General features: G+C 69.0%; 12 protein-coding genes and 1 pseudogene. 5 read left to right on the top strand and 8 right to left on the bottom strand.

Annotated features, from left to right (window positions below; genetic code table 11):
* Positions 1 to 2: 2 nt before the first annotated feature.
* Both BSE24067_RS21480 and BSE24067_RS21475 read left to right on the top strand, forming a co-directional pair.
* Positions 3 to 3,311, top strand: a complete 3,309-nt coding sequence (locus tag BSE24067_RS21480; RefSeq protein ID WP_151066445.1) for an efflux RND transporter permease subunit — start codon at positions 3 to 5, stop codon at positions 3,309 to 3,311.
* Between the two features lie 163 nt (positions 3,312 to 3,474).
* A pseudogene (locus BSE24067_RS21475) lies at positions 3,475 to 3,857 on the top strand (VOC family protein).
* A gap of 270 nt (positions 3,858 to 4,127) precedes the next feature.
* Here BSE24067_RS21475 and BSE24067_RS21470 read toward each other — a convergent pair.
* Entirely contained in the window at positions 4,128 to 5,639 is a 1,512-nt protein-coding gene (locus BSE24067_RS21470) for an NYN domain-containing protein (protein ID WP_151066446.1), read from the bottom strand.
* Between the two features lie 262 nt (positions 5,640 to 5,901).
* Between BSE24067_RS21470 and BSE24067_RS21465 the strand changes: the two genes are divergently transcribed.
* Positions 5,902 to 6,528, top strand: coding sequence for an SDR family oxidoreductase (locus BSE24067_RS21465; protein ID WP_151066447.1), 627 nt, complete (start codon positions 5,902 to 5,904; stop codon positions 6,526 to 6,528).
* 88 nt (positions 6,529 to 6,616) lie between these two features.
* Here BSE24067_RS21465 and BSE24067_RS21460 read toward each other — a convergent pair whose 3' ends face one another.
* On the bottom strand, positions 6,617 to 7,168 hold the full coding sequence (locus BSE24067_RS21460; protein WP_151066448.1) for a peroxiredoxin: 552 nt from the start codon (positions 7,166 to 7,168) through the stop codon (positions 6,617 to 6,619).
* Between the two features lie 279 nt (positions 7,169 to 7,447).
* Here BSE24067_RS21460 and cdpA point away from each other — a divergent pair, with 279 nt between their 5' ends.
* Together cdpA and BSE24067_RS21450 are read left to right on the top strand one after the other, a co-directional pair.
* Positions 7,448 to 9,187 (top strand): putative bifunctional diguanylate cyclase/phosphodiesterase, encoded by a 1,740-nt coding sequence (gene cdpA, locus BSE24067_RS21455; RefSeq protein ID WP_208455038.1) that lies wholly within the window; start codon positions 7,448 to 7,450, stop codon positions 9,185 to 9,187.
* A 27-nt stretch (positions 9,188 to 9,214) separates the two neighbouring features.
* Entirely contained in the window at positions 9,215 to 10,741 is a 1,527-nt protein-coding gene (locus BSE24067_RS21450; RefSeq protein WP_151066450.1) for an HDOD domain-containing protein, read from the top strand.
* A gap of 96 nt (positions 10,742 to 10,837) precedes the next feature.
* On the opposite strand, the gene BSE24067_RS21445 is transcribed toward BSE24067_RS21450, so the two are convergent.
* The 6 genes from BSE24067_RS21445 to aruF form a co-directional block, all read right to left on the bottom strand.
* A complete protein-coding gene (locus tag BSE24067_RS21445; RefSeq protein WP_151066451.1) occupies positions 10,838 to 11,632 on the bottom strand; it encodes an ABC transporter substrate-binding protein in 795 nt (264 codons plus the stop codon).
* Positions 11,633 to 11,988: 356 nt separating this feature from the next.
* Positions 11,989 to 13,023, bottom strand: a complete 1,035-nt coding sequence (gene astE, locus BSE24067_RS21440) for a succinylglutamate desuccinylase (protein WP_174904848.1) — start codon at positions 13,021 to 13,023, stop codon at positions 11,989 to 11,991.
* Positions 13,024 to 13,030: 7 nt separating this feature from the next.
* A complete protein-coding gene (gene astB, locus BSE24067_RS21435) occupies positions 13,031 to 14,371 on the bottom strand; it encodes an N-succinylarginine dihydrolase (RefSeq protein WP_151066453.1) in 1,341 nt (446 codons plus the stop codon).
* 14 nt (positions 14,372 to 14,385) lie between these two features.
* Positions 14,386 to 15,849 carry a succinylglutamate-semialdehyde dehydrogenase gene (astD, locus tag BSE24067_RS21430; RefSeq protein WP_151066454.1) on the bottom strand — a complete coding sequence of 488 codons (1,464 nt, stop codon included), beginning with the start codon at positions 15,847 to 15,849 and terminating at the stop codon, positions 14,386 to 14,388.
* A 7-nt stretch (positions 15,850 to 15,856) separates the two neighbouring features.
* Positions 15,857 to 16,888, bottom strand: a complete 1,032-nt coding sequence (astA, locus tag BSE24067_RS21425; protein ID WP_151066455.1) for an arginine N-succinyltransferase — start codon at positions 16,886 to 16,888, stop codon at positions 15,857 to 15,859.
* On the bottom strand, positions 16,885 to 17,937 hold the full coding sequence (gene aruF / locus BSE24067_RS21420) for an arginine/ornithine succinyltransferase subunit alpha (protein ID WP_151066456.1): 1,053 nt from the start codon (positions 17,935 to 17,937) through the stop codon (positions 16,885 to 16,887). The genes astA and aruF overlap by 4 nt, the downstream gene beginning before the upstream one ends.
* Between the last annotated feature and the right edge of the window lie 30 nt (positions 17,938 to 17,967).

Here is a 17,967-nt window from a genome sequence, read left to right as displayed (position 1 = left end):
CGATGAACCTGTCGCGCCCCTTCATCACCCGCCCCGTCGCGACGACACTGCTCGCACTCGGCGTCGCGCTCGCGGGCCTGTTCGCGTTCATCAAGCTGCCGGTGTCGCCGCTGCCGCAGGTCGATTTCCCGACGATCTCGGTGCAGGCGTCGCTGCCCGGCGCGAGCCCGGAGACCGTCGCGACGAGCGTGACGAGCCCGCTCGAACGGCACCTCGGCTCGATCGCCGACGTCAGCGAAATGACGTCGACCAGCACCGTCGGCAACGCGCGGATCATCCTGCAGTTCGGACTGAACCGCGACATCGACGGCGCCGCGCGCGACGTGCAGGCCGCGATCAACGCGGCGCGCGCCGACCTGCCCGCGTCGCTGAAGAGCAACCCGACGTACCGCAAGGTGAACCCGGCCGACTCGCCGATCATGGTCGTGTCGCTCACGTCGGAAACGGCGTCGCCCGCGAAGGTGTACGACGCCGCATCGACCGTGCTGCAGCAGTCGCTGTCGCAGATCGACGGGATCGGCCAGGTGACGGTCAGCGGATCCGCGAACCCGGCCGTGCGCGTCGAGCTCGAACCGCATGCGCTGTTCCACTACGGAATCGGCCTCGAGGACGTGCGCGCAGCACTCGCGTCCGCGAACGCGAACAGCCCGAAGGGCGCGATCGAGTTCGGCCCGAAGCGCTACCAGCTCTACACGAACGACCAGGCGTCGGAGGCGTCGCAGTACAGCGACCTCGTCGTCGCGTACCGCAACGGCGCGGCCGTGCGGCTGTCCGACTTGTCGGAAGTCGTCGACGGCGTCGAGGATCTGCGCAACCTCGGCCTGTCGAACGGCAAGCGCGCGGTGCTCGTGATCCTCTACCGCTCGCCGGGCGCGAACATCATCGAGACGATCGACCGCGTGCGCGCGGCGCTGCCGCAGCTCACCGCGTCGTTGCCGGCCGACATCACGGTCACGCCGGTGCTCGACCGCTCGACGACCATCCGCGCGTCGCTGAAGGACACCGAGCACACGCTGCTGATCGCGGTCGGCCTCGTCGTGATGGTCGTGTTCCTGTTCCTGCGCAACTGGCGCGCGACGCTGATTCCGAGCGTCGCGGTGCCGATCTCGATCGTCGGCACGTTCGGCGCGATGTACCTGCTCGGCTTCTCGATCGACAACCTGTCGCTGATGGCGCTGATCGTCGCGACCGGCTTCGTCGTCGACGATGCGATCGTCGTGCTCGAGAACATCACGCGCCACATCGAGAACGGCAAGCCGCGGCTGCAGGCCGCCTTCGACGGCGCGCGCGAAGTCGGCTTCACGGTGCTGTCGATGAGCATCTCGCTCGTCGCGGTGTTCCTGCCGATCCTGCTGATGGGCGGGATCGTCGGGCGGCTGTTCCGCGAGTTCGCGCTGACGCTGTCGCTCGCGATCGGCGTGTCGCTCGCGGTGTCGCTCACCGTCACGCCGATGATGTGCGCGCGGCTGCTGCGCGAGCCGCACGACGCGCACGAGGAAGGCCGCTTCGGCCGCTTCCTCGAGCGCTTCTTCACGCGGATGCAGCGCGGCTACGAGCGCTCGCTGTCGTGGGCGCTGCGCCGCCCGCGGCTGGTGCTGCTGATCCTGTTCGCGACGATCGGGCTGAACGTATACCTGTACGTCATCGTGCCGAAGGGCTTCTTCCCGCAGCAGGACACCGGGCTGATGATCGGCGGCATCCAGGCCGACCAGTCGACGTCGTTCCAGGCGATGAAGCTGAAGTTCTCCGAGATGATGCGGATCGTGCAGTCCAACCCGAACGTGAAGAGCGTCGCGGGTTTCACCGGCGGCACGCAGACCAACTCGGGCTTCATGTTCGTCACGCTGAAGGACCGCACCGAGCGCAAGCTGTCGGCCGACCAGGTGATCCAGCAACTGCGCAGGCCGCTGTCGGACGTCGCGGGCGCGCGCACGTTCCTGCAGGCCGCGCAGGACATTCGCGTCGGCGGCCGGCAGAGCAGCGCGCAGTACCAGTTCACGCTGCTCGGCGACTCGAGCGCCGAGTTGTACAAATGGGGGCCGCTGTTGACCGAAGCGCTGCAGAAGCGCCCGGAGCTGACCGACGTGAACTCCGACCAGCAGCAAGGCGGCCTCGAGGCGATGGTGACGATCGACCGCGCGACCGCCGCGCGGCTCGGCATCAAGCCCGCGCAGATCGACAACACGCTGTACGACGCGTTCGGCCAGCGGCAGGTCTCGACGATCTACAACCCGCTGAACCAGTACCACGTCGTGATGGAAGTCGCGCCCAAGTACTGGCAGAGCCCGGAGATGCTGAACCAGGTGTGGATCAGCACGTCGGGCGGCAGCGCGAACGGCTCGCAGACGACCAACGCGGCGGCCGGCACCTTCGTCGCGACGTCGGCCGGCACGTCGAGCGCCGGCACGGCCGCCACCAGCGCCGCGGCGATCGCGTCCGATTCCGCGCGCAACCAGGCGCTGAACTCGATCGCGTCGAGCGGCAAGTCGAGCGCGTCGTCGGGCGCGGCGGTGTCGACGTCGAAGTCGACGATGATCCCGCTGTCCGCGATCGCGACCTTCGGCCCGAGCACGACGCCGCTGTCGGTGAACCACCAGGGGCTGTTCGTCGCGACGACGATCTCGTTCAACCTGCCGCCGGGCGTGTCGCTGTCGCAGGCGACCCAGGTGATCTACCAGACGATGGCGCAGATCGGCGTGCCGCCGACGATCGTCGGCAGCTTCCAGGGCACCGCGCAGGCGTTCCAGCAGTCGCTGAACAACCAGCCGATCCTGATCCTCGCGGCGCTGCTGGCCGTCTACATCGTGCTCGGGATCCTGTACGAGAGCTACATCCACCCGATCACGATCCTGTCGACGCTGCCGTCGGCCGGCGTCGGCGCGCTGCTCGCACTGCTGCTGTTCAAGACCGAGTTCAGCATCATCGCGCTGATCGGCGTGATCCTGCTGATCGGCATCGTGAAGAAGAACGCGATCATGATGGTCGATTTCGCGATCGACCAGACGCGCAACGGCCACAAGTCGTCGTTCGACGCGATCCACGAAGCGTGCCTGCTGCGCTTCCGGCCGATCATGATGACGACGATGGCGGCGCTGCTCGGCGCGCTGCCGCTCGCGTTCGGCAACGGCGACGGCGCCGAGCTGCGCGCGCCGCTCGGGATCGCGATCGCGGGCGGCCTGATCATGTCGCAGGTGCTGACGCTCTATACGACGCCGGTCGTCTATCTGTACATGGACCGGCTGCGCGTATGGAGCGAGAAGCGCCGCAACCGCCGCGGCAATTCGGGCGGGCCGGCGGTGGCCGGCGAGTAACGGGAGCGGGATCGCGGGATCACCGGATCACGGGGTAACGCGGTCATGAGCGCGGCAATGGCGGCCGCTCGACGCAGCGGCCGCTCGCGTGCTTGCGCGGCCGCTGCGATCGACTATCGTATTTCGATGCGCCACTCTTGCGCCCCGTTGCGGGGAACCTGCCATGAACGTCCAGCTGAACCATACGATCGTCTGGTGTCGCGACAAGCGCGCGTCGAGCCGCTTTCTCACCGAGCTTCTGGAACTGCCGCCGCCGACGCCGTTCGGCGCGATGCTGTCGTCCAGCTCGACAACGGCGTGTCGCTCGATTTCTATGAGCAAGGCGGAGAAATCACCGCGCAGCACTACGCGTTTCTGATCGACGAAGCCGGCTTCGATCGCGTGTATGCACGCATTCGCGAGCGCGGGCTCCCGCATTGGGCCGACCCGGCGAAGCGGCAAGCCGGCGACGTCTACCGCCACAACGGCGGGCGCGGCGTGTATTTCGACGATCCGGACGGTCACTTTCTCGAAGTGATGACGCAACCGTACGCACTGAACGGGTGACGAAGCGCCGGCCGGCGTTGCACTGGCGACGGCCGATACGGTCGCCGCCGGCGAAAGCATGCGGCCGAAGCGCGCGAGCGACACGTCGGCCGTTGGCGCGAACGTGCATGGCACCGGGCCGCCACCGCAGCGGGCGCCGCGGCGCTCGCGGCGAAACAGGTGACGAAGCGCGTGGGCCGAAGGCCGGAATGCGCTCGCTGCGGTCAAGCGCCGCTGGCCAGGGTGACGTAACGACGCCGGCGGCCGGACGTCGCGTTGTCCGGCGGCGGGTTACTCGGCGGCGGCCGCCGTCTTGCGCGGGCGACGCGCGCGGGTCGCCGTCTTGCGGGCCGGCTTCTTCGGCTTGGCGCCGGTCGCCGGTTCGCTCGCTGCTTCGCCGGCGGATTCGGCTGCCGATGCCGCCGGTGCTGCGTCGTGCGACGGCTGCACAGCCGCCGCCGTTGCACCGTCCTCGCCGCCCGCCGGCGTCGCGCCCCGCGCCGCGACATGCCGCTCGTCACCATGATCCGGATCGCGATGCGCCGCTTCGGCGTGCTTGCCTTGCGCATGCGGGTCGCCACCGTGCTTCGCGCCGCCATGGGCGCCCGGTTCGTCCGCCGCGTGACGGCCGGCGCCCTTCGCGTCGCCGCCCTTCTTCGCGCCGGCCTTCTTCGCCGCGCTCTTGCGCGCGCGCTTGCGGCCGTCCTTAGCGTCGCCGTGCGGCTCGCCCGCTTCGGCCGCTTCGACCGCTTCGGCCGTTACTGCCGTTACTGCCGGCACGGCCGGCACTTCGCTCGCGACGTCGACGGCGATCGCCGCTTCCACGTCGGCCTGCACGCTGTCCTGCGCGGCCGTTTCCGCCCGCTTTCCGCGATGGCGCGACTCGCGCTCCGCCGGCGCCGGTTCCGCGTGGCGCCCGCCGTGCCCGTGATGCACGGCCCGCTCGTCGCGGGCCGCCGCCACCGGCTCGGCCACCGTCGGCTGCCGCGGCCGCGACACGAACGCGCCGGACTTGTCGTCGCGCCCCACTTCGAGCAGACCGCGCGCCTGCGCTTCGTCGAGCAGGTTGCCGAACGCGCGGAAGCCGTAATACGACTCGTTGAAGTCCGGCTTGCGGCGCTTGATCGCGCTCTTGAGCACCGACGCCCAGATCTTGCCGACGTCGTCGCGCTCGGACGCCAGCGCATCGAACGTCTCGACCGCGAGCGCGATCGCCTCGCTGCGCCGCAGCTCGAGCTCCGGCTTGCGCGACGGCTCGTCCGCGCGCTTCGCGCCGCCGTTGCCGGTGCGCTGCTGCTGTTCGCGCTTCGCGAGCGCGCGCTGCTGCTCGCGCACCAGATCGTCGTAAAAAATGAATTCGTCGCAGTTCGCGACCAGCAGGTCCGACGTCGACTTCTTCACGCCGACGCCGATCACCTTCTTCGCGTTCTCGCGCAGCTTCGACACGAGCGGCGAAAAATCCGAGTCGCCGCTGATGATCACGAACGTGTCGACGTGCGACTTCGTGTAGCAGAGATCGAGCGCGTCGACGACGAGCCGGATGTCCGCGGAATTCTTGCCCGACTGGCGCACGTGCGGAATCTCGATCAGCTCGAAGCTCGCCTCGTGCATCGCCGCCTTGAATCCCTTGTAGCGATCCCAGTCGCAATAGGCCTTCTTCACGACGATGCTGCCCTTCAGCAGCAGCCGCTCGAGCACGGGCTTGATGTCGAACTTCTCGTACTTCGCGTCGCGCACGCCGAGCGCGACGTTCTCGAAGTCGCAGAACACGGCCATGCTGACGTTGTCCAGGGGTAATGCCATGTGTACTCCAACCGGTTGGCCGCCGCGTTGTTGTTGCGCAGCGGCGAAAAATGCATCGCGCACATGATAGCCGGTCGGCGGGCCGATCCCGCAATCGGCGCATGCGGCAACGCGGCCGACGGGGCCTCGCGCCCCGCGCCGGCGGCCGCGCAGCGGTACAGCCCCAATTACCTGCGCGCCGCCGGCTCAAATCGACATACACTTGAGTATCGGTCGTCCGTCCCTATCTGGATGGATGACGCATCGAGCGAGGAGCGGTTTCATGACGACGAAGGTACTGCTGATTGGCGCGACCGGCCGCACGGGCCTGGCCTGCGCGGATCTGCTGCTCAAGCAGCCGGAATTCGAGGTCACTGCGCTGGTGCGCCGGCGCGGCTATGCGCTGCCGGGCGCGAAGGTCGTCGAGGCCGATCTGACGGGCGATTTCTCGCACGCGTTCCAGGGCATCACGCACGTGATCTACGCGGCCGGCTCGGCCGAATCGGAAGGCGCGACCGAAGAGGAGCAGATCGATCGCGACGCGGTCGCGCGCACGGCCGAGCACGCGCTCGCCTACAACGTGCAGAAGCTGGTCGTGATCAGCTCGCTGACCGCGTACTGGCCGGAGCGCAGCGGCGCGCTGCGCCATTATTCGCAGATGAAGCGCGAAGGCGACGAGCGCGTGATCGCGTCGGGCATCGACTACGTGATCCTGCGCCCCGGCCCGCTCGCGGACGGCCCGGGCGTCGGCAAGATCGCGCTGACCGAGGAGCCGCTCGACGCAGCGCCGCCGGTATCGCGCCAGGATGTCGCATGGGCCGCGATCGAAGCGATCAAGCTCGGCATTTCGCGCAAGGTCATCGGCTTCGTCGGCGGCAGCGTGCCGATCGAACAGGCGTTGCGCGCGTAACGGATGCGCGCGCCGCGTTGGCGGCGCGTTTCGTCGAGCCGGCGGCCCGCGATGCGGGCCGCTTTACTGTGGGCTTACTGCCCGCGGCTCACTGCTTCGGATGCGCGTCGGCCCACGCCTTCACCGCGGCGAGCGTGTTCTCGACGTGCTTGTCCGGCGACAGGCTCGTGTATTCGTACAGCACCTTCCGTTCCGGCGAGATCACGTACGACACGCGATTCGCACGATCGACCGCGGGCAGCTTCGCGTCGTATTCGCGGATGATCTTCGCGTCCGGATCGGCCGCGACCGGAAACTTGCTGCGGCACTCGCTCACCGAGAACTTCGTCAGCGTGTCGATGTTGTCGGCCGATACGCCGATCACGGTCGCGCCGTACGCGGCATAACGATCGACCGCATCCGCGAACGCGTGCGCCTCGATCGTGCACCCCTTCGTGAACGCCGCCGGGTAGAAATACAGCACGACGGGCCCGCGCTTCAGCGCATCGGCGAGCGAGTACGTGTAGGTCTTGCCGCCCAGCGACGCCTGCGTCGTGAAGACCGGGGCCGCATCGCCCGGCTTCAGTTGAGCCTGCGCGACCAGCGCATGACCGGCGACCAGCAGCGCCGCCGTGGCGCCCACCCATAGTTTTCGCTTCATCTGCGTCCTCATTTCTTATAAAGTCAGCCCGAAGTAGGCCCCCACCGGCGTTCGCGTGTCGAACGCCGCGATGCACGACCCGACCGGCAGCGCGCGGCGCTGCCGGCCGGTCGGTTAAAGATTCCGCGCAAGCTGCCGTTAATCTTTCCGGACAACCGGTTCCAGCCCTAATCGTCAGCGAGAAACATGGAAGCCAACAGGAAACAGACGCCACGCAAGGGCTCCTGGCGCAGCGCCTTGCATACGCTGCGCCGCTTCGCCCGGTCGGGCGGCGCGCTGATGCCTGCGCGCGCCGGCGCGCCGCGTCGCGACGACACCGTGCGCAGCTGGCTGGAACAGACGGTCGGCACGGTGGACTTCCTCGCCCATGTCGACCGCGAACTGCGCTTCCTGTACGTGTCCGATGCAAGCCTGCGCTTCATCGGCTACCACCGCGACTACCTGCATACGCTGACGCTGCGCGATCTGATCGCCGAACAGGATACCGCGGCGCTCGAAGGCCTGCTTGCACGCGCTGCGCGCTCGGGCCAGGTCGAGAAAGCGACGCTGTGCATCGTCAAGTCGCTCACGTACCCGCTCGACGTCGAGATCCGTGCGTTCAAGAGCCGCCATCACGGCGTCGACGGCTTCGCGATCGCCGCGTTCGACGTGTCGGCGTGGCGCGCGCTCGAGGCGCGGCTGACGTACGAGATGCACCACGATCCGATGACGGGGCTCGACAACCTGTCCGCGCTCGTGCCCGCGCTGATGCGCGCGCAGCAGGCCGCCGACGCGGCCGGCACCTGCGCGGCGCTGTTGCTGCTCGACCTCGACGATTACCAGCGCATCAACCGCGCGCTCGGCTACGACGCCGGCGATGCGCTGCTGCGCCAGACCGCGCAGCGGCTGCAGGCGCTCGTCGCGCCCGACGAGCAGCTCGCGCGTGTCGCGAGCGACAAGTTCGCGATCGTGTTCACCGCGCCCGACCGCGCGCGCGCAAGCGACGCCGCGGATGCGCTCGCGCGCCGGCTGCAGGCCGCGGTGCGAGAACCCTACGTGTACCAGGGGCAGACCGTCCACTTGTCCGCGAGCATCGGCATCGCGCTGTACCCGGACGAACGCGCGGCGCCGCACCGCGCGCAGCATCACAGCCCGCTGCTGCGCCGCGCGGACCATGCGCTCGCGCAGGCGAAGGCGTCGGGCGGCAATGCGCTCGCGTTTCATGCGCCCGTCGACGATCCGGCCGACGCCGAACTTCTGAAGCTCGAAGCCGACCTGTACGACGGCGTGCGCAACGGCGAATTCTCGCTGCACTTCCAGCCGATCACGCGCAGCCAGTCGGGCGCGGTGGTCGGCGTCGAGGCGCTGATCCGCTGGCGCCATCCGGTGCACGGCCTCGTGCCGCCGGCAACCTTTATCCCGCTCGCCGAATCGATCGGCCTGATCAACTACCTCGGCAACTGGGTGCTCAAGGCCGCGTGCATGCAGCTCGTCGCGTGGGACCGGCAGGGGCTCGCGCTGCAGTACGTGGCGGTCAACGTGTCGCCGCAGCAGTTCCGCGACCCGCGCTTCACGCAGAGCGTGCGCGAGGCGATCACGCTGACGGGCATCGACCCGCGCCGCATCGTGCTCGAAATCACCGAAAGCCTGCTGATGCACGATCCCGCGCAGGCGAAGGCGCTGCTGGAGGAACTGACCGAGCTCGGCATCCGCTTCGCGATCGACGATTTCGGCACCGGCTATTCGAGCCTCGCGTATCTGCAGCGCTTCCCGCTCGCGAAGCTGAAGATCGACCGCAGCTTCGTCGAGAACCTGCTGACGTCGCGCAACGACCGCGCGATCGTGTCGGCCGTGGTCGGCCTCGCGCAGACGCTCGATCTCGAGCTCGTCGCGGAAGGCGTCGAGACGGAAGCACAACGCGAACTGCTGACCGAAATGGGCTGCAATCACATCCAGGGCTGGCTCGTCTGCCAGGCGCTGCCGTCCGAAGAGCTCGCACGGCGCTTCGAGGCGCAGCAGCTGCGCCTGCACGCCGCCTGACGCGCACGGCGCACCGGACGAATCCGTATGTCAATCACCGCACACCTGCCCCGCACGGCACTGCTCGACAAGCTGTGGGCCCGGATGAACGAACGGGGCGACTTCCCGCTGCTGTCCGAGTCGCTGCGCGCGACGATGGCCGCGATGAAGAACGACGATCTCGACTTCACCGCGCTCGTGCGCGTCGTGCTGTCGGATTTCGCGCTCACGCAGAAAGTGCTGCGGCTCGCGAACTCCGCGATGTACATGGCGTTCGGCGGCAACATCACGACCGTCACGCGGGCGCTGATGGTGCTCGGCATGGACACCGTCGGCCATCTCGTCGTCGGGCTGAAGCTCGTCGACCACTTCCATCACAGCACGCCGCGCCGCATCGACGCGAAGCTCGAGCTGAACCGCGCGCTGCTGTCCGGCTGCGTCGCGCGCAAGCTGACCGAGCACGCCGAGCTGCGCGGCGGCGAAGAGGCCGTCGTCTGCACGCTGATGCGCCAGGTCGGCAAGCTGCTCGTCGTCTGCTATCTCGACAGCGAATGGGACCGGATCCGCCGCCGCGCCGCCGAACTGGACGGCGACGATGCGGCCGCGTGCGTCGACGTGCTCGGTGTCGGCTTCGACGAGATCGGCCTCGAGGCCGCCGCGAGCTGGCGGCTGCCCGACGTGATCCGCGCGGGGATGTCCAACGGCGACGGCCGCGCCGCAAAGGCCGGCGGCGCCGCGGGCGCGGACGACGACGATGGCGACGACTGCCTGCGGCTCCACGACGCGTGCGCCGACGACAGCTCCGAGCGCGTGCGCTGGCTGCGCGCGGTGAGCCGCTGCTCGACCGATGTCGCCGGCGCGCTCGCGATGCCGGCGAGCCCGCAGCGCGACGCGCACATCGCGGCGCTCGCGCAGCATTACGGCGCCGAGCTGGAGATCGAGTCCGACGCGCTCGTCGAAATCGCCGAGCGGCTCGCGCGCGAGGAAGCGAGCGACACCGTGATGCGCGAGATCGTCGAGCTGCGCGCGAACGCGGACGCGATCGCGCGCGCGCAGACCGAACCCGAAGCGTGCCTCGAAGCCGGTCTTGCCGACCTGCGCGCGCTGCCGTCCGAGCACGTGCTGACGCCGGTGCTCGCGCTCGCGTCGGAGAGCCTGCTCGCGGGCCTCGCGTTCACGCGCACCGTGATGTTCGTACGCCGCGGCGACGGCACGTTCGCCGCGCGTCTCGGCTTCGGCCCGGACGTCGATGCGGCGCTCGACCGGCTCGCGTTCGACGAGCGCTTCGAGCCGGACGTGTTCCATCTCGCGATCACGAACTCGGTCGGCATCTTCATCGAGCAGGCACAGGATCCGAAAATGGTGAAGCGGCTCCCCGCGTGGTACGTCGATGCGCTGCCCGACACGCGCGCGTTCGTGCTGCTGCCGGTGCGGGTCGGCACGACGACCGTCGCGCTGCTGTACGGCGACTGGGCCGGCGCGCAACCCGCGCGCAAGATCACGCAGCAGGAGATGAGCGTGCTCAACGAGCTCGCGCGCGAACTCGGGCGGTTCTTTCCCGCGCAATCGGCATAATGCGCGACGGCCCGCCGGCCGGCGCACGAAATCCGCTGCCCAAAAGCAAACCGGCCGCGAACGCGGCCGGCTGCATCGTACGACGGATCGAAGCGCTTACTTGAGCGTGACCGGCACGCTGAAGTACTTCTTCGCGAGCGCGTCGATCGTGCCGTCCGCCTTCAGTTCCTTCAGCGCCTGATCGAGCGCGGTCTTCAGAGGCGCGTCGTTCTTGCGCAGGCCGAAGCCGACGCCCGAGCCGAGGATCTCGGCATCGCTGACGGTGCCGCCGGCGAAGCCGAAGCCCTGGCCTTGCGGCTTCGTCAGGAAGCCCTTCGAGCCCGCTTCCGAATCCTGGAACGTCGCGTCGAGACGGCCCGACTTCAGGTCGGCATACGCCAGATCCTGCGTCTGGTACGGCACGACGTCGACGCCGGCCGGCGCCCATTTCTTCTTCGCATACGCTTCCTGGATCGTGCCCTGCAGCACGCCGACGCGCTTGCCCTTCAGCGATTGCGGCGTCGGCAGCAGGCCGCTGCCCTGCTTCGCGATCAGCTGGTTCGGGATCGTGTAGATCGGATCGGTGAACGCGATCGCGTGCTTGCGCTGGTCGGTGATCGTCATGTCCGAGTTGATCGCGTCGAACTTGCGCGCCTGCAGCGCGGGAATCAGGCCGTCGAAGTCGTTCTCGACCCACACGCACTTCGTCTTCAGCTTCGCGCACACCGCGTTGCCGATGTCGATGTCGAAGCCGGTCAGCTTGCCGTCGGGCGTCTTGTATTCGAACGGCGCGTACGAGGCCTCGACGCCAAAACGGATCTCTTTCAGATCCGCGGCCATCACGCTGCCTGCCGCCACCGCCGATGCCGCCACTACCGCGTGCGCGGCCACTTTACGCCAATCCAACTTCATCAGGTGTTCTCCTCGATACTCGAATGTTCCGGAACGACCGGCGCACGCATCATTGCAGGGTCGAATGACCCCGGCAATGCCGACGCCGCGCCGTGATGCGGCGCAACAGCCGCAAGGCCGCGATTGTACCAACCCGCGCGGCCCGACACGCCAAAGCGGCGGCCGGCACGCGATGGTGCGCTGCGGGGCGCGGGCCGCCGCCGCGCCGCTCGTGGAACTTGCAAGACGATGTCGCAAATACGCAAGCGCGACGCACGCGCCGTCTGCGCGGCATGCGCGTGTCAGCGCGAAAATGAACGGACTGCGGGACGATGCGCGGGCCGCGAGCTGCCGCGGCCCGCGCGATGGCTCATCGGTCAGGCGAGCGCGGCGAGCGTGTCGCGCGTCGTATCCACGACCAGCAAGCCGGCGCGCAAACCCGGCTTCACGGTCGGATTCGGAAACACGATGCGCTCCTCGTCGTGCTTGACCGTGTAGCGGTAGTCGCCGTCCTGCGCGAGCACGGTGCCGCGCGGGAACGCGGTGAAGTTCGCGACGTCGGCGGCGACGAACAGCTCGAGCGCGTCGCTCTGCTTCGTGATCTGGTCGATTACCGTGAACACGCGCGGCAGCGGCGCGTCGGTATCTGCCGATGCACCGGACAACAGCTTGCGCACCGCGCGATCGGCCGGCGCGAACCGGCTGAGGTCGTTCTGGCCGAACGGCCGCACCTTGCCGAGTTCGAGCGTGCACGCGAGCGCGCCGCACTGCTCGGCCGTGAAGTGCGAATACGTGTTGCCCTTCGCGGTATGCAGCAGCACGGCCGCGATGCGCGCATCGCCGAGCCACTCGACCATCGCGCGCGTAGGCGGCGTGCCCGTGTGCGGCAGCAACGCGAACTGCTCGAATACCGATGCGCGGATCGCCGTGTGCATGTCGATGTGCCAGCGCGCGCCGCCCGCCGGCGCAGCCGCGAAGAACGCGGCGGCCGCGGCTTCGAGCTGCGCGGCGCGCGGCGCTTCGCGGCTCGTCGGCACCTGCGCGTGACGGCCGCTGAACAGCCGGTTCAGGTCGTCGTCGAGATAGCGTTCGCCCGCACGCATCGCCGGCACGTTGCCGAGCACGACGAGCAGCCGGCACGCGAGCGGCAGCGTCCGCGCGGCGACATCGCGCACGAGCATCGACAGCAGCTCGATCGGCGCGGTCTCGTCGCCGTGCACGCCGGCCGACACGAGCACGCTCGCGCGCGCTGCGTCATCGGCGTCGCCCGCTGCCGGCTCGAGCGCGAGCAGCCCGTCGCCGAGCCATTGCCAGCGCACCGCGCCGTTCGCACACGCGCCCGCTCTCACCGCCGGCGCGTCGCCCGCGAGCGTGAACGCGAGGAAGTCGTCGAGCAGCGCGGCGGCCGGCATGCGCGACTCAGCGCTGGAAGTCATACAGCGACCCGACGCGCAGGATCTGCGTGAGCGCGTCGAGCGCGGTGCGCGATTCGTCGAGCAGCGCCGGATCGGCGAGATCTTCCGGCGCGAGACGATCGCGGTAATGCTTGTCGATCCACGCGTCGAGCGACGCGAACAGCGTGTCGTCGATCCACACGTTCGACGTGACGGCCGCGCGCTCCGCGTCGGTCAGCACGACGCGCAGGCGCAGGCACGCGGGGCCGCCGCCGTTCTTCATGCTTTCGCGCAGGTCGAACACGAGCACGTCGCGAATCGGCCCGTTGCCGGCCGCGAGCCGGTCGAGATAGGCGGCGACGTTCGCGTTCTCGCGGCACTCCTGCGGCACGACGAGCACCTGCGAGCCGTCCGCGCGCGACAGCAGCTGGCTGTTGAACAGGTACGACGTGACGGCGTCGTTCACGCTCACCGCCGCATCGGGCACCTCGATCACGTTCAGCCGCGCGCCGCGCGCGTCGAGCGCGGCGGTCAGCGTGTCGTAGATCGCCTGCTTGTTGACGAACGCGCGCTCGTGCGTGAACAGCGTGTCGCGATTGCCGACCGAGATCACGTCGTTGTGGAACACGCCCGCATCGATCACGTCCGGATCCTGCTGCGCATAGACCGTCGCTTCTTCCGCGAGCCCGTGGCGATGCGCGACCGCGCGGCTCGCCTCGAACGTCTGGCGCGCCGGGAAGCGCTTCGGCTCCGGCCCGCGGCGGTATTCCGCGCGGCCGTACACGAAGAACTCGACGCCCGGCTTGCCGTATTCGGCGCAGAAGCGCGTGTGGTTCGCCGCGCCTTCGTCGCCGAGCGCCGGCGTGCCCGTCAGCGCGTCGTGCACCGCGAAGTGCGCGGGGTCCGCAAACAGCGTCGACAGCGTGCGGCGCGTCGCTTCGTGCTCGATCGCACGATGCAGCTTGCTGCACAGGTTGGCCGGCGTGAAATGCACGCGGCCGTCGCTCGTGTCGGCCGACGGGCTGACGGTCGCCGCGTTCGCGGTCCACATCGCCGACGCCGAGCTCGCCGCGGCGAGCAGCTCGGGCGCCTGCTTCGCGGCCTTCGCGATCACGTCCGCGTCCTTGCCGGAGAAGCCGAGCTCGCGCAGCAGGCGCAGCGACGGCCGCTCCTGCGGCGGCAGCACGCCTTGCGCGAAGCCGAGATCCGCGAGCTGCTTCATCTTGCGCAGCCCCTGCTTCGCGGCCGCCTTCGGATTCGCGGCCGACTTCTCGTTGTTCAGCGACGCCACGTTGCCGAACGACAGCCCGGCGTAGTTGTGGGTCGGGCCGACGAGTCCGTCGAAATTGGCTTCTTGTGCGTTCATCGTCGCTCCCTCGATCAGAAATGCAGGCCCGGCGACAGGCTCGCGGGCAAGGTCAGTTGCGTGCTTTCCACCGACGCCATCGGATACGCGCAGTAGTCGGCCGCGTAGTACGCGCTCGGCCGATGGTTGCCCGAGCGGCCCGTGCCGCCGAACGGCGCGGCCGACGATGCGCCGTTGGTCGGGCGGTTCCAGTTGACGATCCCCGCGCGGATCGTGCGGCGGAAGTGCGCCCAAGCGTTCGCGTCGTCGGCGAGCAGGCCGGCGGACAGGCCGAACGCCGTATCGTTCGCACGCTCGATCGCCTCGTCGAACGTCGCGTAGCGGACGATCTGCGCGAGCGGGCCGAAGTGCTCTTCGTCCGGCAGGTTCGCGACGCCGGTCACGTCGATGATCGACGCGTTCACGAAGCCGAGGCGCGGATCGCGCTGCGTCATCGCGATGATCGGCTTCGCGCCCTGCTCGATCAGGCGCGCCTGCGCATCGACGAGCTTCGCCGCCGCGCGCGCCGAGATCACCGCGCCCATGAACGGCTGCGGATCGGCGTCGAACACGTCGGCCGTGATCTTCGACGTGACGTCGGCGAAGCGCGCGACGAAGCGATCGCCGAACGCGCCCTGCGGCACGAAGATGCGGCGTGCGCACGTGCAGCGCTGGCCGGCCGACAGGAACGCCGACTGGATCGTGTGGTGCACGGCCGCGTCGATGTCCTCGACTTCGCCGATCACGAGCGGGTTGTTGCCGCCCATCTCGAGCGCGAGCACGATTTCCGGACGGCCGCCGAACTGCTTGTGCAGCAGCGTGCCCGTATCGGAGCTGCCGGTGAAGAACAGCCCGTCGATCTGCCGGTGATTCGCGAGCGCGATGCCGGTGTCCTTCTCGCCCTGCACGAGGTTCAGCACGCCGGCCGGCAGCCCGGCTTCGTGCCAGACCTCGACCGTTGCGCGCGCGACGCCCGGCGCAAGTTCGGACGGCTTGAACACGACCGTGTTGCCCGCGATCAGCGCCGGCACGATATGCCCGTTCGGCAAATGGCCGGGGAAGTTGTACGGGCCGAACACCGCGACGACGCCGTGCGGGCGATGGCGCAGCACCGCGACGCCGTCGGCCATGTCCTGACGCTTCTCGCCGGTGCGCTCCTGGTACGCCTGGATCGAGATGCCGACCTTCGCGGCCATCGCCGCGACTTCGGTGCGCGCTTCCCACAGCGGCTTGCCCGTTTCGCGGCCGATGGCGGTCGCGATCGCTTCCTTGCGTTCGGTGAGCAACGCGGCAAAGCGCTTGACGATTTCGCAGCGCGCTTCGAAGTCGAGCGCCGACCAGCCGGCGAACGCGCGGCGCGCGCTCGCGACCGCGCGGTCGACGTCGGCCGCCGACGCGCTCGCGCCCTGCCAGGCGACGGCGTCGGTGCCCGGGTTACGCGAAGCGAAGACGGGGCCCGAGCCTGCGACCCAGGCGCCGTCGATGAAGAGTTCCGTCATGATTCGTTTATCCCTGTTTGACTTTGAGCGGCAGCACGCGGACCGGATCGCCGGCCTTCACGTCGAGCGCGGCGGCATCGTCGGCCGACAGCACGAACGAACCGTTCGCGACCACGCCCGGCGCGACGCCGACGCGGAAATCGTCGAGCGACGTGTTCGACACGAGCGACTTCGGTGTACCTTCCGTCGCATCGGGCACACCGATCGCGACCGGCACGACGACGCTCTCGCGCACCGTGCGCAGGTCGTTGATGTGGCATTCGAGCACCGGGCCCGCGTCGAATATGTCGACGTGGTTCTGGTAGCGCAGCCCTTCGGCTTCGAGCATCTTGCGGGCCGGCAGCGTGTCGCGATGCGTGAGGCCGACCGCGTCCTGCGCGTCCTGCGGCAGCAGGTCGACGTACACCGGATAGCGCGGCATCAGTTCCGCGAGGAACGACTTGCGGCCGTGCGAGCTCAGGTAGTCCGCCGCATTGAAATCGATCTGATAGAAGTGCGAACCGACTGCGCGCCAGAACGGCGACGTGCCGTCCTCGTCGAAGTGGCCGCGCAGTTCCGCGCAGATGCGTTCCGGGAAGCGGTCGCGGAACTGCGCGATGAACATGAACCGCGAGCGCGACAGCAGGCCGCCGACGCCGCCCGTGCGATAGCGCGGGCTCAGGAACAGCGAGCACACTTCCGCGTAGCCCGTCAGGTCGTGCGAGATGTTCAGCGCATGCATCCGCGTCCACACGCCGAGTTCCTGGCTCGCGTGCACGACCGTGCTCACGCGATAGTTGTAGAACGGCTGCTCGAGGCCGACCTGCGTCTCGATTCCGCACACGCCGGCGATGTCGCCCGTCTTCGAATCTTCCATCACGAAGAAGTAGCCGGCTTCGCCCGGCGCCGCGTTGCCTTCGAGCGTGCGGCGCGAGCGTTCGATGCGCGCGGCGAGCGCGTCGCGGTCGGGCTTGAACGTGGTCAGGCCCGGCCCGGTTTCCTGCGCGAGCGACACGAGCGCGTCGACGTCGCCCGTTTGTACGACCCGAACGACGATCATGCTGCGTCCCCCTTCAATTCTTCATCGTCGCGGCGATGCAGCGGCACGCAGCGCACGACATCGCCATCCTTCACGTCGAGTGCCGCGCGCACGTCGCCGGCGAGCGGCGCATCGGTGCTGTCGCCCGGCAGGTCGGCCAGCACGCAGCGGAACGACTCGCCGCTGCCCGCCGACACCATGTACGCGACGTCGCCGTGCTGGTGCGCCGCTTCGCGCACCGTGCGCTCCGCGCCGTGCTTCACGCATGCGGTGCGGTCGACCTGCGCGGTCAGCACCGGGCCTGCGTCGAAGATGTCGACGAAGCGGTCCGGCTCGAAGCCTTCCTCGAGGTGGATGTCGTACGCGAGCAGCGCCGTTTCGTTCGGCTCGCCGAGCACGCGCTGCGCGGCTTCCGGCAACAGCGGCACGTAGAGCGGATACGCGGGCATCACTTCCGCGATGAACGTACGGCTGCGGCCGCCCGACGCGATGTCGACGTCGGTGAAATCGCGGCCGAAGAACTTGCGGCCCACTGCTTCCCAGAACGGCGACGCGCCCGTGCCGTCGCTTACGCCGAGCAGCAGCGTGAACACTTCCGGCGTGAAGCGGCGGCGGTTCGCGGCGATGTACATCATCCGCGCGCGCGAGATCAGGTGCGCGGCCGCGTCGCCGCGCAGCGACGGATCGACGTAGAAGCCGGCCAGCCGGCTCTTGCCGGTCAGCTCGTGCGACATCGTGAGCGCGTGGATCTTGCGGTTCACGTGCAACTCGCGCGACGCGTGGATCAGCGCGTCGTTGCGGAACGCGTAGAACGGTTCCGAGTAGCCGGCCGCGGCCACGATGCTCGCCGTGCCGAGCAGCTTGCCCGTCGACGAATCCTCGAGCACGAAGAGATAGAACTCTTCGCCGGCGAAGTCGACGTCCGCGCGAAATGAATCCTCGGAGAGCGCCACGCGCGCTTCGAGCGCCGCGCGGTCGTGCGGCAGCGAGTGCAGGACCGGCTGCGCGGTGCGCGCCATGTGCGCGAGCGCATCGAGATCCGTGAGTTTGCCGGGGCGAACAAATAGCATCGTCGTTCCTGTCTGCGATGGGGTGCGCCG

Source organism: Burkholderia latens, from assembly GCF_902499045.1.
GTDB classification, from domain to species: Bacteria; Pseudomonadota; Gammaproteobacteria; order Burkholderiales; family Burkholderiaceae; genus Burkholderia; species Burkholderia latens.
Note: the sequence above shows the minus strand (reverse complement) of the source record. Positions and strands in the feature narration are given on the sequence as shown.